General features: G+C 62.2%; 12 protein-coding genes and 1 pseudogene. 7 read left to right on the plus strand and 6 right to left on the minus strand.

Annotation, left to right across the window (positions count from 1 at the left end):
- Window positions 1-288: pseudogene (locus N436_RS28830) on the plus strand (AAA family ATPase); the annotation flags it as partial.
- A gap of 45 nt (window positions 289-333) precedes the next feature.
- Here N436_RS28830 and ttdB read toward each other — a convergent pair.
- The 3 genes from ttdB to N436_RS25505 are packed head-to-tail and all read right to left on the minus strand — an operon-like array spanning window position 334 to window position 3,186.
- Window positions 334-942 carry a L(+)-tartrate dehydratase subunit beta gene (gene ttdB, locus N436_RS25495; RefSeq protein ID WP_003259286.1) on the minus strand — a complete coding sequence of 203 codons (609 nt, stop codon included), beginning with the start codon at window positions 940-942 and terminating at the stop codon, window positions 334-336.
- A complete protein-coding gene (gene ttdA, locus N436_RS25500) occupies window positions 939-1,838 on the minus strand; it encodes a L(+)-tartrate dehydratase subunit alpha (RefSeq protein ID WP_105948311.1) in 900 nt (299 codons plus the stop codon). The genes ttdB and ttdA overlap by 4 nt, the downstream gene beginning before the upstream one ends.
- A 10-nt stretch (window positions 1,839-1,848) precedes the next feature.
- Window positions 1,849-3,186: a dicarboxylate/amino acid:cation symporter gene (locus N436_RS25505; protein ID WP_110742252.1), complete on the minus strand. Its 1,338-nt coding sequence runs from the start codon at window positions 3,184-3,186 to the stop codon at window positions 1,849-1,851.
- Between the two features lie 194 nt (window positions 3,187-3,380).
- Between N436_RS25505 and N436_RS25510 the strand changes: the two genes are divergently transcribed.
- On the plus strand, window positions 3,381-4,292 hold the full coding sequence (locus tag N436_RS25510; protein WP_110742253.1) for a LysR substrate-binding domain-containing protein: 912 nt from the start codon (window positions 3,381-3,383) through the stop codon (window positions 4,290-4,292).
- A gap of 194 nt (window positions 4,293-4,486) precedes the next feature.
- Here the strand turns inward: N436_RS25510 and N436_RS25520 are convergent, their stop codons facing one another.
- The 3 genes from N436_RS25520 to N436_RS25530 form a co-directional block, all read right to left on the minus strand.
- Window positions 4,487-6,877: a TonB-dependent siderophore receptor gene (locus N436_RS25520; protein ID WP_110742254.1), complete on the minus strand. Its 2,391-nt coding sequence runs from the start codon at window positions 6,875-6,877 to the stop codon at window positions 4,487-4,489.
- 99 nt (window positions 6,878-6,976) lie between these two features.
- Window positions 6,977-7,948 (minus strand): FecR family protein, encoded by a 972-nt coding sequence (locus N436_RS25525; protein ID WP_256590030.1) that lies wholly within the window; start codon window positions 7,946-7,948, stop codon window positions 6,977-6,979.
- Window positions 7,945-8,463 (minus strand): sigma-70 family RNA polymerase sigma factor, encoded by a 519-nt coding sequence (locus N436_RS25530; RefSeq protein ID WP_110742255.1) that lies wholly within the window; start codon window positions 8,461-8,463, stop codon window positions 7,945-7,947. The genes N436_RS25525 and N436_RS25530 overlap by 4 nt, the downstream gene beginning before the upstream one ends.
- A 189-nt stretch (window positions 8,464-8,652) precedes the next feature.
- On the opposite strand from N436_RS25530, the gene N436_RS25535 reads away from it, so the two are divergent.
- From N436_RS25535 to N436_RS25555, 5 genes are all read left to right on the plus strand, one after another.
- Window positions 8,653-9,162, plus strand: a complete 510-nt coding sequence (locus N436_RS25535; RefSeq protein ID WP_110742256.1) for a sigma-70 family RNA polymerase sigma factor — start codon at window positions 8,653-8,655, stop codon at window positions 9,160-9,162.
- Between the two features lie 3 nt (window positions 9,163-9,165).
- Complete coding sequence (locus tag N436_RS25540; protein ID WP_110742257.1) at window positions 9,166-10,113, plus strand: FecR domain-containing protein; 948 nt, start codon at window positions 9,166-9,168, stop codon at window positions 10,111-10,113.
- 113 nt (window positions 10,114-10,226) lie between these two features.
- Window positions 10,227-12,713, plus strand: a complete 2,487-nt coding sequence (locus N436_RS25545; protein ID WP_110742258.1) for a TonB-dependent siderophore receptor — start codon at window positions 10,227-10,229, stop codon at window positions 12,711-12,713.
- A gap of 59 nt (window positions 12,714-12,772) precedes the next feature.
- Window positions 12,773-13,258, plus strand: a complete 486-nt coding sequence (locus N436_RS25550; RefSeq protein WP_016714645.1) for an isochorismatase family protein — start codon at window positions 12,773-12,775, stop codon at window positions 13,256-13,258.
- A 79-nt stretch (window positions 13,259-13,337) separates the two neighbouring features.
- The gene (locus N436_RS25555) at window positions 13,338-15,188 is read left to right on the plus strand and encodes a DUF3857 and transglutaminase domain-containing protein (protein WP_110742259.1); all 1,851 of its coding nucleotides are present in this window, start codon (window positions 13,338-13,340) and stop codon (window positions 15,186-15,188) included.
- Window positions 15,189-15,331 lie beyond the last annotated feature (143 nt).

The following is a 15,331-nucleotide window of genomic DNA, read 5'->3' on the forward strand; positions in this document are numbered from 1 at the left end:
GGCTTGCCGGCGATGGGCCGCACAGCGGCCCCCAAGTGGGCCCGGTTACTTGATAAACCGCACCTGGCTGTTGATCTTCTCGATCACCGCCCCCTTGCGTTCATTGAAGCGCGCCTTGTTCTGCTCGAACAGGTTGTTGCCCTTGGTATCGATCGAGAGGAGACAGTGTTCAGGGCGGCGTACCGCTATTGCCACGGTAACCAGTTGCAGACGGGGCGGTTGCTGAACATCAGCCGCAATATCGTGCGGGCGCGGCTGGAGAAGATAGGCGAACTGTCGAAGGCGTGAGTTGCCTGTATCGGGGCTGCTCTGCAGCCCCCCAAGTGGGCCCGGTTACTTGATAAACCGCACCTGGCTGTTGATCTTCTCGATCACCGCCCCTTTGCGTTCATTGAAGCGCGCCTTGTTCTGTTCGAACAGGTTGTTGCCCTTGGTATCGATCGAGATGATCAGCGGCCCGAACTCACGCACGCGGTTCACCCACAGCGTTTCCGGCATGCCCAGGTCCTGCCATTCTGCCCGCTCGATCTCTTCCACCTGTGTGGCCGCCAGCACCGCGCAGCCCCCCGGGAACACCGCATGCACGGCCTTGTTTTCCAGGCAGCCAGTGGTGGTCTCCGGGCCCATGCCGCCCTTGCCGACAATGAGTTTGACGCCGGTTTGCTCGATGAACTGTTTCTCGAACTTTTCCATGCGCATGCTGGTGGTCGGCCCGATGGAAACCATCTCGAAGCTGCCGTCGTCTTTCTTCCTGACGATGGGGCCGGCGTGGAAGATCGCGCCACCACGCAGGTCTACCGGAAGTTCGCGACCCAGCTCGATGAGGCGCCGGTGTGCCACGTCGCGGCAGGTCACCAGTTGGCCGGTGAGGTAGACGACATCGCCCACGTTGAGGTTGGCCAGGTCTTCGTCGCTGATCGGGGTGCTGAGGATCTTTTTCACAGTACTACCCCTTCATGGGAGAGGATGTCGTAGGTCAGGTCGGCGTTGATGCGGATCTTGCCGCGGCGGTGGGCCCAGCAACCGGTGGACACTGCCACGCCGATGGTGGAGGGGTGGCGGGCCGAGGACTCGATGTTCACCCCCATCACGCTGCTGTTGCCGGTCAGGCCCTGCGGGCCGATGCCGATTTCGTTCAGGCCTTCCTCCAGCAGCTTTTCCATCATGGCCGCGCTTTCGTTGGGGTGGCTGGAGTCCACTTCACGCAGGATGGCCTTCTTCGACAAACGCGCCGCTGTTTCCACCGAGGTCGAAACCCCAACCCCTACCAGCAACGGTGGGCAGGCGTTGACCCCGCGCGAGGTAATTACATCGAAGACGAATTCGGTCACCCCTTCATAGCCTTGCCCCGGCATCAGCACCTTGGCCGAACCTGGCAAGGTGCAGCCGCCACCGGCCATGTACACATCGACAATGCAATGATCGGCATCGGGGATGATCTCCCAGTCCAGCCACGGGATTTTCGAGCCGGTGTTGGTGCCGGTGTTTTTCTCGATGAAGGTTTCCACTGCGTTGTGGCGCAACGGCCCCTGAATGGTGGCTTCCTTGGTGGCGTTTTCGAGGATGCCTTCCATCTCACCCAGCAGCGGGAAGCGTGCGCCGGCCGAGACGAAGTACTGGATCACCCCGGTGTCCTGGCAGCTGGGGCGGTTGAGCTTGTCGGCGTACTCCTGGTTGTCGGCCATCGAGTCGTACACGGCGATGGCCAGCGGGTTGGTTTCGGCTGCACGCAACTTGGCGGTCTTTTCCTTCACGTCACGGGGCAGGCGCTTGCCGATATAGGCGGTGAATTTGGCCATCACGTCGGTAAGCGATGACACGGCGGTTTCTTTGTCCATGATTATTTCCTCACTGCATCTCAAGGTGGGTTCTTTTTGCTGTTATGGAGAGGTCCGGGCGGGGCTCAGCGGCTTGTGGTTCTGCCGGCAGCTGGCCGTCCAGGGCCTGCGCCATGCGTTGCTTGTCCAGCGCACCCACCCAGTGGGCGATGGCCACGGTGCCGACGGCGTTGCCGATGGTGTTGGTGATGGCGCGGGCCTCGGACATGAAACGGTCCACGCCCAACAGCAGCACCATGCCGGCCACCGGGATGTTGTCCATGGTCGCCAGGGTCGCGGCCAGGGTGATGAAGCCCGAACCGGTCACACCAGCGGAGCCTTTGGAGGTGAGCAGCAGCACGCCGAGCACGATCAGTTGATCCATCAGGGTCAACGGCGTGTTGGTGGCCTGGGCGATGAAGATGGCGGCCATGGTGTAGTAGATGCACTGGCCGTCCGGGTTGAAGGTAAGGCCCGAGGGGATCACCAGGCCGACCACCGGCTTGGACACGCCCACTTTTTCCAGTTTGCCCATCAGTTGGGGCACTACCGACTCGGACGAGCTGGTGCCCAGTACCGTGAACAGTTCTTCCTTCAGGTACTTGAGGAACTTCCACAGGTTGAAGCCCGACAACCGGGCAATGGCGCCCAGCACGATCACCACGAACAGGAAGCAGGTCAGGTACATGGTCGCCATCAGCTTGCCCAGCGACACGATCGAGCCCAGGCCATATTTGCCCACGGTGAAGGCCATGGCGCCGCAGGCCGCCAGCGGGGCCACGCGCATGATCATGCCGACGATGAAGAACATGCCGTGGGAAAAGGCTTCCAGCACATCCACCATCGGTTTGCCGCGCGGGCCCAGGTGGGACAGGGCGATGCCGAACAGGGTGCTGAACAGCAGGATCGGCAGGATCTCGTTCTTGGCGAAGGCATCGGTCACGCTGCCGGGTATCACATGCAGCATGAAGTCGATGAAGCCGCCACTGTTGCCGACCGCAGCAGCGGTGTAGGTGGAGATGCTTTTGGCGTCGAGTGTGGCAGGGTCGACGTTCATGCCCTGGCCGGGCTGCACGATGTTGACCACCACCAGCCCAAGCACCAGGGCGAAGGTGGACAGCACTTCGAAGTAGATCAGTGCGCGTACACCGACGCGGCCGAGTTCCTTCATGTTCTCCATCTTGGCGATGCCCAGCACCACCGTGGCGAAGATGATCGGGGCGAAGACCATCTTGATCAGCTTGATGAAGGCGTCACCGACGGGCTTCAAGTCTGCGCCAACCTGTGGCCAGAACACCCCGATCAGCACCCCGAGGGTTACTCCGATCAATACCTGTACGTAAAGCTTGCCGAACAATCGCTTGGCCATTGCCGTCTCCGAATTATTGTTGTGAGTCGGATTTATCTGGCGGCCGGGCTGTTTGTGGGGTGCAGGTCACACCTGGCCTTGGCGGCCGAAGAGCCCAGCGTTTTTGTGGTTAATCACGCAGGGCAAAAGGTAATGGTTTTTCAAAAATGCTGTAATACAATGAAATTCAACTCATTGTTTCCTTCAGGTTAATTATGAATCCGGTATCGGAGCTGGCGTTTTTCACCCAACTGATCCGGGTGGGCAGCCTGGCGGGCACCGCGCGCGAACTGAACCTGACCCCGCCTGCCGTTTCAAAACGCCTGGCGCAGCTGGAACAGCGCCTGGGTGTGCGCTTGCTCAACCGCACCACGCGCAGCATCAGCCTCACCGCCGAAGGCGAGACCTACCTGGTGAATGCCCGCCGAATACTGGGTGAAATCGAAGAAATGGAGCGGCAGGTGTCCAGCAGCCGTGCCGAGCCGAAGGGCCTGTTGCGGGTCAATGCGCCGTTGGGGTTCGGGCGTACCCATGTAGGGCCGGCAGTTTCATCGTTTGCCAAACGCTTCCCGGAGGTGGAGGTGCAATTGCACCTGACCGACCGGCCTATCGCGTTGCCGAACGATGCCATCGATGTGGCCATCCGCTTTGGTGAACTGCCCGACTCGCGCCTGATCGCCCGCAAGATTGCCGCCAACCGCCGTCGGTTGTGTGCAGCGCCTGGCTATCTGGAGGCTCATGGCACTCCGCAAGCCCCCAAGGACCTGGCCAGCCACAACTGCATCGTGTTGCGCCAGAACGACGCCGCGTTTGGCATCTGGCGGCTCAGCCGCGGCAAGCTGAGCGAATCGGTGAAGGTGCATGGCAGCCTCAGCACCAACGACGGCGAAGTGGCCCTGAACTGGGCGCTGGACGGGCAGGGCATCTTGCTGCGGGCCGAGTGGAACCTGGCCGATCATCTGCGCAGCGGGCGTTTGGTGGAGGTGCTGGGCGACTACCACACGCCGCCTGCGGATATTTATGCGGTGTATCTGGAGCGTTTGAACCTGTCGGCGAAGGTGTCGTGTTTTGTCGAGCACTTACGGCAGTTCTTCCGACAGGGCGACAGCCAGGCGACGTGGCAGTAGCGCCGCTGCCGCCTTCTTTTTGGTGGCAACTGTCTTGCACAAAACCTGAAGCTGGCGCAATCACTGTGGGAGCGGGCAAGCCCGCGAAGCAGGCTGTGCGGAGGATGGCACGGGCTTCGCCCGTGTTCGCGGGCATGCCCGCTCCCACAGTGATTGCGCCAGCTTCAGGTAGGGTGAAAGACCGTCAGTTGCTACTACCAGCGATAGGTCAGGTCGGCGGTCACGGTACGCCCCGTTCCCAACAGGCAGGCCACCGTGGCGAAGCAGCCGGCCACGTAGTATTTGTCGGTCAGGTTCTTCACGTTGAGTTGCGCCGACAGCCCTTGCAGGCTGTTGTTGGCCTTGCCGAAGTCATAAGACAGCATGGCATCGACCAAGGTGTAGCCCGGCACTTCAAAGGTGTTCTGCGCATCGCCATAAGTGGCCCCGGTATAGCGCACGCCCAGGCCGCCGCCAAGCCCGGCCAGTGGCCCGCCTTGCAGGGTGTAGTCGACCCACAGCGAGGCCAGGTGGCGCGGCACACGGACCGGCGCATTGCCCTTGTTGCTGACACCCAGCGCGTTCGGGTTGTCCTTGGTTACCTCGACATCGTTGTAGGTGTACGCCGTGATCAAGTTAAGCCCCGGCAGCGGTTTGGCCACGCCTTCCACCTCGACCCCGCGTGAGGTCACTTCACCCTGCTGCACGCTGAAACCCGGGTGATCGACATCGGAGGTGGCCACGTTCTGCCGGCGCAGGTCGAAGGCCGCTACCGTGAGGTAGTTTTCGCTGCCGGGTGGCTGGTACTTGATGCCCACTTCATATTGCTTGGCGGTTTCCGGCTCGAACGGGGAGCCGTCGAAGCTGTTGCCGGCGGCCAGCTTGAACGACTCGCTGTAGCTCACATAGGGGAACAGGCCCATGTCGAAGCTGTAGCCGAACGAGGCGCGAGCGGTGGTGGCCTCGTCGGTGATCACCTGGTGGCTGCCGAGGATGCGGTTGGTGCTGTCCTGGCGTGCCCAGTCGTGGCGTACGCCAAGGGTGGCGACCCAGTTGTCGAGGTGCAGTTGGTCTTGCAGGTACAACCCGACCTGGCGGTCGTCGCGGGCGGTGGACAGCAGCGAGGTGTAGCGCGAAGTGTCGATGGTTACGCCGCGTGCCGGGTTGTAGATGTTGATCGACGGCGCGTCGCCGTGCTGCACGTCCTGGTTGCGGTGACCGCGCAGGTAGTCGGCCCCCAACAGCACGTCATGGCGTACAGGGCCGGTGCTGAAGTTGGCCAGCAGCTGGTTGTCCAGGGTGTAGTTGTCGCTTTCGTAGTCACGCAGCTCGTAATAACGGGCCAGGGTGTTGCCATTGATCACGCCACTGTTGCGGAACAACTGGTCCTGGTAACCGTGCATGTGGCTGTAACGGAAGTTCTGCCGGAAGCTGAAGGTGTCGTTGAAGCGGTGGCTCAGCTCGTAACCCAGGTTGTTCATTTCTGATTGCTCGCGGTCGAAGCCCGGCTCGTTCAGCGAGCGGTGGCGGGGTACCCGGCCGTTGGGGTTGGAACCGTCGAACAATGAGTAGGCCATGTTCGAGGTGAACAGGTTGGTGTTTTTCTGGTACGACGCCAGCAGGGTCAGGCTGGTGTCTTCGTTGGGCGCCCAGGTCAGGCTGGGCGCAACGTACTGGCGGTCGTCCTTGATGCCGTCGATTTCGTTGTCGGCATCGCGGCCGAGCATCACCAGGCGGTAGGCCAGGGTGCCCTGGCTGTCGAGCAGGTCGCCGACATCCAGGCTCAGTTGCTGGCGGTCGTGGTTGCCCAGTGACAGGCCCACTTCACGGTGGGCGGTGAACAGCGGTTTTTTCGAGACCAGGTTGACCATACCGCCAGGCTCACCCTGGCCGTAAATCACCGAGGCAGGCCCTTTGAGGACCTCGATGCGCTCCAGGCCAAAGGGCTCGGGGGCATAGTAGCCGGTGTTGTTGTTGCGCAGGCCGTCGGTGTAGGCATCGCTGTTGATCTGCTGGAAACCGCGCACCATCAAGGTGTTGTCGGTGGGGTTGTTGCCGGACACGTTGGTGTGCACGCCAGCGGTGTAGCTCAGGGCTTCGGTAATGGTCTGCGCACCCTGGGCCTTGATCCGGTCACGCGTTACCACCGACACGGACGCCGGGGTTTCCAGCAACGCGCTGTCGGTCTTGCTGGCGCTGCTGGCGCGGGTGGCCAGGTAACCGTCCACGGCGCCGTAGGCACTGTCGCGGCGGGCATCGACGCTGGTCGGCGCCAGTTGCAGGCCTGCGCCTTGTGCCGCAGGTTGCAGGCGGTACTGGCGTTCGCCTGTGGGTACGGCGACCAGGCCACTGCCTTGCAGCATGCGCTCAAGCGCCTGCTCAGGGGTGTAGTCACCTTGCAGCGGGTTGCTGGCCTTGCCTTGGCTGAGCGCGCCGTCGCCGACGATGTAGATGCCGGCCGCACTGGCCAGGCGGTTGAGCTGCTGGGTCAGCGGGCCAGAGGGCAGGTCGTAGCGGCGCGTGGTTTCGTCGGCCATCACGGTGGTGGCAGCGAGCAACGGCAGGGCCAGCAGCAGAGGGCGCAAGGTGAACGGGAGCAGGGGCATGGGTGTTCCTTGTGGGGGCAGATGAAGCTGGGTGTTCATCTGCTAATCCGAACGAGCGCGGCAAAACCGGAACACCCCCGTGCCAAAAAAAGCGCGCGTTCAGCGCGGCTCGATGCTGTACCACCAAGGCAAGGTCCTGTGCACCTTGATCGGCAATGCGCTTTCGAGCATGGCCAAGGTGCGTTCCGGGTCATCGGCCGGGAAGCTGCCCATCACCCGCAGCGCCCGCACTTGCGGGTCGACACCCAAATGACCGGGCAGGTAGGCACGCAGCTGTTCGACAAATTCGCCAAGGCTGATGTCGCTGGCCAACAGCCGACCCTCGCGCCAGGCCTGGCGTGATTCGTCTACCGCGCGCGGTGCTTGCACACCGTGACGGTCGAAGTCCGACTGCCAGCCGGCAGCCACTACCAGGCTGTCGGTGCCCTCTGCGGGGTGCAGGCGCACCGCACCGTCGAATACGCTCAGGCGTGCGGACTGGTCGCGCTGCCACACGCTGAAACGGGTGCCCAGTGCTTGCAGGCGGCCTTGGCGAGTGTCGATCACGAAGGGACGGCTGTCGTGGGCGGTTTCTATCAGCACTTCGCCTGCCAGCAGCTCCAGGCGGCGCAGGCTGGGGCGGTAGTCGATGTTCAAGGCGGTCGAGCCGTTCAGCCACACCAGGCCGCCGTCCGGCAGGCGCAGGCTTCGTATTTCACCCGTGGCGGTGCGCTGGTCGGCGCTGAGCGCCAGCAGCTGTTGCCGGGCAGCAGGTACACGCCAACCGGCCAGGGCCAGCAGGCCGCCACCGCAGAGCAAGCCGAGCAGGCCAACGGCTCGTCGGCGGTCGAGGTCGGTACGGCGCACGCTGCCCAATGCCTGTAGCGAGGCATCGGCTTGCAGCTTCAGCGGGGTAAAGCGCTGGCTGATGCGTTCCACATGGGCCCACGCCACCTGGTTTGCGCTTGCGGCGCCCAGCCATTGTTGCCAGCGCCGCTGCAATTGCTGGTCTTGCGGGGCGGCGAGCAACTGCGCATACCAGTTCGCGGCGGCCTGCAAGGTGGCGTGGTCCGGGCGCTCACTGGCAATCATGGCAGGTCCAGTTCCAGCAACAGGCACTGGTACATCGCCTGGGCCATGTACTTGGTCACGCTGCGCTCGGACACCTTCAGTTGCCGGGCGATCTCCCGGTAGCCCAGCCCCTGGACCTGAGCCAGCAGAAAGGCCTGGCAGACCTTTTCCGGCAAGCGTGCAAGCATCCCCTGTACCTGCTCCAGTGCTTCGAACACCAGCGCGCGCTCTTCTTCGCTCGGCGCCAGTGGTTCAGGCAGGGCCGCCAGGGCATCAAGCCAGGCCTGCTGCAAGTGCTGGCGGCGCCAGAAGTCGATGCACAGGTGACGGGTGACGGTGCTCAGGTACGCCCGCGCATGTTGTTCGGTCTGAAACTGCTGCGGCTTGCTCAGCAGGCGCACGAACACATCATGGGCCAGGTCGGCGGCATCGCTGGCGTTGCCCAGGCGCTTGTGCAGCCAACCGCGAATCCAGCCGTGGTGGGCGGTGTAGTAGGTGTGGACTTGCTGGCTGTAGGCGGGGTCGAGGCGCGACATCGGGGCATCCTTTCGCTGTGCGACAAGGTCTCATATGAGAATTTTTCGCAATAGTAGGGCAGGGATTATGGTTACAGCAACAGGAGGTCGGGCTTTCTCGCACGCAGCTTGCGCAAAGCAATTGCGAAGTCAGACAGTAGTCAGGTTAAATGAGAGTCATTATTAAAGACGCTCTTATCGGTCCAACCCATGTCCAGCGCTGACCCTTCCCTGCAAAAAGCGGTGCATACGCTTTACGAGGACCATCATTCCTGGTTGTGCGGCTGGCTGCACAGCAAGCTCGGCTGCATGGACCATGCGGCGGACCTGGCCCAGGACACTTTCATTCGGGTGCTGACCCTGCGCAAGGCGGCGGAACTGCGCCAGCCACGGGCCTATTTGAGCAGTGTGGCCCGCAGCCTGATGATCGACATGTTTCGCCGTCGCGCCCTGGAGCAGGCCTACCTGGAAACCCTCGCGGCCCGGCCCGAGCATGTGGAGGTTTCGCCCGAGGCGCGCCTGTTGATCATCGAGACCCTGCTGGAAATTGATCGGCTACTCGATGGCCTGGGCACGCGTACCCGCGAAATCTTCCTGATGGCCCAGCTCGATGGTTTGAGTTATGTCGAAATCGCTCAGCGCCTCGATGTTTCGCTGACCACGGTCAAGAAGCATGCAGTGCGTGCCCTGACCCATTGCCTGATGCTGGCCGAGGCGTAAACGGTGGCGGGTACAGAACCGCTGGACCGCAACACGCTGGAGGCTGCCGCGCACTGGTACGTCGAGTTGCGCTGCGAGCCCGATGAAGCCACGCAAGCTGCGCATCAGCGCTGGTTGCTGAGTGACCCGCGACACGTGCAGGCCTGGGAACGCCTGGCTCGCCTACAGGGCAAGCTGGCGCAGGTGACGCCCGGTATCGCACGGCCGACGTTAAGCAGTGCCAGGGCCAAACGACGCGAAGTGCTAAAGGTGCTGTCGGTACTGTTGGTGGCGGGCGCGGCAGGTGGGGCGGTGTTGCGTGATGGTGGCGTTGCACGGCTGATGGCCGACGTGCGCACGGGCGTTGGCGAGCAACGCGCGTTGCGGCTGGACGATGGCAGCCAATTGCAATTGAACACCGACACGGCTGTTGATATTCACTACGGCGCCGAGTGGCGCGCGCTTGAGTTGTTGCGGGGGGAAATTCTGGTACAGACCGCATCGGATGCACTTTCCCGCCCATTCATCGTACACACCGGGCAGGGCAGTATTCGCGCGTTGGGAACGCGATTCACCGTGCGTTGCGACAACGATTTCACGCGGGTTTGCGTGCTGGAACATGCGGTGGAAGTACGCAGCGCACAGGCCATCGCAGCTGTGCGGGTGGATGTTGGGCAACAGCTTGAATTCAGTGCCGGGAAGATGGGCAACGTGACACCGCTGGCGGCGATGGCAGACGCATGGGCACGCGAGATGCTGATCGTGGATGACTGGCGCCTCGCCGATGTCGTGAGCGAGCTGCAGCGGTATCGGCCCGGGTACCTGGGTTGTGATGAGGCCGTGAGCGGGTTGCGACTGTCCGGGGCGTTTCACCTGGGCGATATCGATATTGTCCTGGAAAACCTCACCACCACGCTGCCTGTGCGCATTCGTCGTTTCAGCCGGTACTGGACGCGTGTAGAAGCGGCCTGAAGCCCGCCGTGATTTTTTTACCAGGGGGTTATCGATTTTCGCGCTCGTTCGACTTGTAGGTAGACGCGCACCAAGCGCAATGAAAAAACTGCCGCAGGGCGAAAGGAAACCGCATGCTCGCTGTCAACGATTGCAACCGCATCCTATTGATCAACTCGACCAAAACCAGACTGGCGCGAGCAGTGAATCACGCATTGTTCAGCGTGGCACTGGCCACGCCACTCGCCACTGTCATGGCGGTCAGCCCTGCCATGGCGCAAAGCCAGGCTGAAGCTTCGTTCGACATTGCCGCCGGCCCAATGGCCTCGGCGCTCACGCAGTTTGCTTCGGCAGCGGGGGTGACGGTGTCATTCGAGCCGTCATCGGTGCAGGCGTTGCAATCGCCAGGGCTGCATGGGCGCTACAGCGCCGATGCCGGCCTGCGCCAGTTACTGGCAGGTAACCGGTTGCAGGTGGTCAAGCAGGCCAATGGCAGCTACTCGCTGCTGCCAATGGTCGGTGACGACTCGACCTTGCAGCTTGATACCACCAGCGTAACCGGCGCGGCCGTGGAGTCTGCCTATGGGCCGGTGAATGGCTACGTGGCCAGCCGCAGTGCCACCGGGACCAAGACGGATACGCCCATCCTGGAGATTCCCCAGGCCATCAACGTGGTCACCGCCGACCAGGTGCAAGCTCAGGGCGCGCGCAACCTGACCCAGGCACTGCGCTACACCCCGGGCCTGTCTACCGGCGGCTTTACCGACCGCAACAGCATCGCCGACGAAATCACCAGCCGTGGTTTTGCCCCGACCCCGCTGTACCTGGACGGTGCTTACATTCCATACGCCGGTAGCCTGGGCGGCGCGCCGCAGATCGACCCCTACACGCTGGAACGCATCGAAGTGCTCAAAGGCCCCTCGTCGGTGCTGTACGGGCAAAACCAGCCCGGTGGGCTGATCAACATGGTTTCCAAGCGCCCGACCCGTGAGCAACGTAGCCAGGTCAAGCTTGGCGCCGGTAGCTATAACCGGGTCAACGGTGCCTTCGACACCAGCGGGCCACTGGATGAGCAGAAGGTGTTCACCTATCGCCTGGTTGGCGTTGCCGACAAAGGCAACGAAATGGTCGCTCACACGCACAGCGAACGCTTGTTGCTGGCGCCTAGCCTGACCTGGGCGCCGAACGAGGACACCTCCCTGACGTTGCTGGCGCAAGTGCAGCGCGATGATGGCCTTGCCGACTATCAATCGCTGCCGATGATCGGCTCGCTCAAGCGTGGTCCGACTGGCCAGAGGATCGACCGCGACTTCTTCTCGGGCGATTCCCACTACAACGATTACAAGCGCGACCAGTACGTTCTGGGTTACGACTTCAGCCACCGTTTCAACGATGACCTGGCCTGGCGCTCAACGGCGCGATACACCGATGTACGTGACCGCTACAAGGGTTTTTACCTGCGCAGCTTCGTGACCGAGGGCGATGTGGTCGACTACACCCGCGCCAACCGGGTCAAGCTCGATTGGCGCCAGCACAATATCGCGTACACCATCGATAACAACCTGGAATACAAGTTCAACACCGGGGCGCTGCAACACACCTTGCTGACGGGCGTGGACTACCGCCATTTCTCGCGCAAGTACGATGGCTACAACGCCTACAACGTGCTGCCGGTCGACCTCTATGGCAAGAACAACTACCCCACCGGCAACGTGACCCCGGTGCTGGATACCCGTTGGGACAACACCGTGCGCCAGACCGGTGTCTACTTGCAGGACCAGATCAAGCTGGACAACTGGATCCTGACGGTAGGCGGGCGCCAGGACTGGGCTGAAATCGACAACAAGGACCTGCTGGCGCACAGCATTGCCTCTCAGCGCGACAACAAGTTCACAGGGCGCATCGGCCTGACCTATGTCACCGAGTTCGGCCTGGCGCCGTATGTCAGCTACTCCCAGTCGTTCTTGCCCACCTTGGGCACTGCAGCGCCCGAGCGTGGCGGCAAGGCGTTCGAGCCTACCGAAGGCGAGCAATACGAAGTGGGGCTGAAGTATCAGCCATTCGATGGCACCTTGTTCACCGCTTCGGTATTCCAGGTGAAGCAGAAGAACGTGCTGACCGGTGATACCGAGTACCCGCAGTACGAATCGCAAAATGGCGAGGTGCGTTCGCGTGGGGTGGAGCTGGAGCTCAAGTCCAGCATCGAGAACGTCGATGTACTGGCCGCTGCCACCTACATCGACTCGTTCTACACCAAGAGCACCTACGGCGACCAGGGCAACCGCAACGAGTCGCAGGCCCCTGTGTCGGCCACCTTGTGGGTGGATTACCACTTCACCCAGGCCGTGCTCAACGGCCTGTCCTTCGGCGCGGGTGCCCGGTACACCGGCCGCAAGCCGGGTAACTCGGCCAACACGTTCGATGTACCGGCCTTTGCCGTGTACGACGCTACCGTCAGCTACGACCTGGGCAAGCTCGACCCCAGCCTGCGCGGCCTGCAGGCCAGTGTGAATGTGCAGAACATCTTCGACCGCGAGTATGTATCGGACTGCAACTACGCGTTTGGCTGCTATTACGGGCAGGAGCGGGTGGCGTCGGTGGAGATGACGTACGACTGGTGATCAAGCCCCCACGCCACGCGTTATACTCCGCGCCATTTTGCCAATGGCCGGAGTACGCTATGCGCCAGGTTTTGCTCATCGTCGATGTCCAGTCCACCTTCAGCCCGCCCGAGTGGCTGGTCGATGGTTTGCGGCGGTTGTCAGCGAATATCCCTACCATTGCCTCGGTCGAGTTGCATGACGAACAGGTCACACCGTTCGAGCGGCAACTCGGCTGGCACCCGGCGGCTGAGGACGAGAGCCTGGTCGAAGCCGACCAGGTCTTTATCAAGCATGGCTACGGGCAGAGCGCCGAAGCTATCGAGTACATTCGGCAGCTGGGTGTAGAGCGGGTGCTGGTGTGCGGGCTGCAGACCGAAACCTGCGTGCTGGCCGCTGGCTTTGCCCTGTTCGATGCGGGGCTGACGCCTACCCTGGTGACGGACATGACCGTAGGCTCTTCGCTGGACCGTTCGGGCAAGCTGGGCATCGCGTTGTGGCAGCATCACTTCCGTCAAGTCACTACCTCGGTAGAGGTACTGGCCGAACTGGCCGGACAGGCCTGACGCATGTAATCACTTTGCCATCAGCGGGCGCCAATGAGTATCATTGTCGATTGTTGTCCGCTGATCGAGAAGGATCTCCATGCTGAAAAAGCCTTACCTGGCAGCTGTCCTGCTGCCTGTTGCAATGCTCTGGGGCAACTTTGCCCACGCCTTTACCGATGGTACTGACCGTTCTGTCACCCTGGAAAAGACCGCGCAGACCTTCGTGGTGCAGAAGGACGGTAGCTACCGTGTGGATGTAGACAGCGTCATGCTGATCAACGAAGAGCGCGCCATCAAGGCCAATGCCGAACAGCCGTTAAGCTACAACCGTTCGTTAGAAACGCTGGAGGTGCTGGAGGCGTACACGCAAAAGCCCGACGGCCGCAAGGTGCAGGTGGATGCCGCGCACATCAAGGAGCAGCAGGAGCGCGCCTCTGCGCAGGCGCCGATGTTCCAGGACTCGGTCAACAAGGTGGTCATCTTCCCCGAGGTGGCGGTGGGCGACCGGCTGGTACTGCGTTATCAACGTAACCGCACGACACCGCTGTTCCCAGGGCACTTCGAAGACATTACCGCGCCGCAGTTTCACCCGGTCGGGCAGTTTTCGCTGACCTATGACTTGCCGCAGGATATGCCGCTGCAGGCCGATGCCCGCGGTTTCAAGGCATCGTCACCTGCCACCGGGCAAGGGCGCACAGTGTATCGCTGGGACTACGTGCCGGCGGCGCGGGTGCGCATCGAGACCGGGGCGGTGTCGTACCTGGACTACGGCCACTACCTGGCGGTGTCGACCTTCTCCGGCTTCAAGGATTTCGCCCAGGCGTATCAGGCCAGGGCTACGGTCGAGGTCACGCCACAGATCAGCGACCTGGCGAAGCGCCTGACAGCGGGTTTGCCCACTGCGCGGGAAAAGGCGCTTGTCCTCAGTGACTGGGTGCGCGAGAACATCCGCTACGTGGCGGTGTATGTCGGTGCTGGCGGGGTAGTGCCGCATGCCGCGCAAACCGTGCTGGACAACCGCTACGGTGACTGCAAGGACCATGTCGCGTTGCTGGAAGCGCTGTTGAGCGCGGCGGGTATCAAGAGCACACCCGCGCTGGTGAACCAGGGCAATGCCTATGTGTTCCCCAAAGTGCCGACCTTGGGTGTACTGAACCATGTGATCACCTATGTGCCAAGCCTGGACCTGTACCTGGACTCGACCGACCCGTCGATAGCAGCGGGTTACCTGCCGCTGACCGTGCTGAACAAGCGTGTGCTGCTGACGGCCACCGGCGAGTTTGGCAAAACCCCGGCCATGCAACTGAACCAGGTTTCCAGTGACTTGTTGTTCAAGGTAAAGGCCGATGGCGCCGCCGACTTCACCCACGTGTCGACGGTGAAGGGTTGGGCCAGCGAGATGAGCCGCTTTGGCGTGAAACTGATGAAGCCGGCAGACCGCGACATGCTGGTGGAAAGAGTACTGGCTGCTTATGGCCAGCGTGGCAGCGGTTCGTTCAAGGTTGCACCGCCTGCTGCCAACGGCGACTTTGTCAGCACCGTAGACGGGCACACGGAAAACCTGGTCAACCTGCCAGGGCCAGTGGGCGTGGCGACCCTGACCAGCCTGGCGGGCGGTATTTCGCAGAGCGTGTACAGCTTCACGCTGGAGAAGGAACGCAGCCAGCGCTTCGTGTGCATTTCCAACGATGTGGTGGAAACTTCGCGCTTCGAGTTCCCGGCCCAGGTCAATGTGCTGGCGATTCCCAAACCTGTGAAGTTGCAGGATGGCAACGTCGATTACAGCGCCCGCTACACCCAGGAGGGCAATGCGGTGGTGGTGGAGCGGCGTTTCAGGTTCAGCCGGCCGGACGTGGTATGTACGCCTGAGGACTTCACGGCCATGAAACCGGCGCTGGAGGCGATGGTCCGCGACCTGCAGAGCCAGATCATCGTGCAGGCGGGGTAGGCCGTTTGAGAAACTGGGGCCGCTTTGCGGCCCATCGCCGGCAAGCCAGCTCCCACAAGTACTGCACAATTCTTCAGCATTGCGCGGTCCCTGTGGGAGCTGGCTTGCCGGCGATGAGCTGCGCAGCAGCCCCCAGGTACGTC

The organism is Pseudomonas sp. RV120224-01b, assembly GCF_003208145.1.
In the GTDB taxonomy this organism is placed as follows: domain Bacteria; phylum Pseudomonadota; class Gammaproteobacteria; order Pseudomonadales; family Pseudomonadaceae; genus Aquipseudomonas; species Aquipseudomonas monteilii.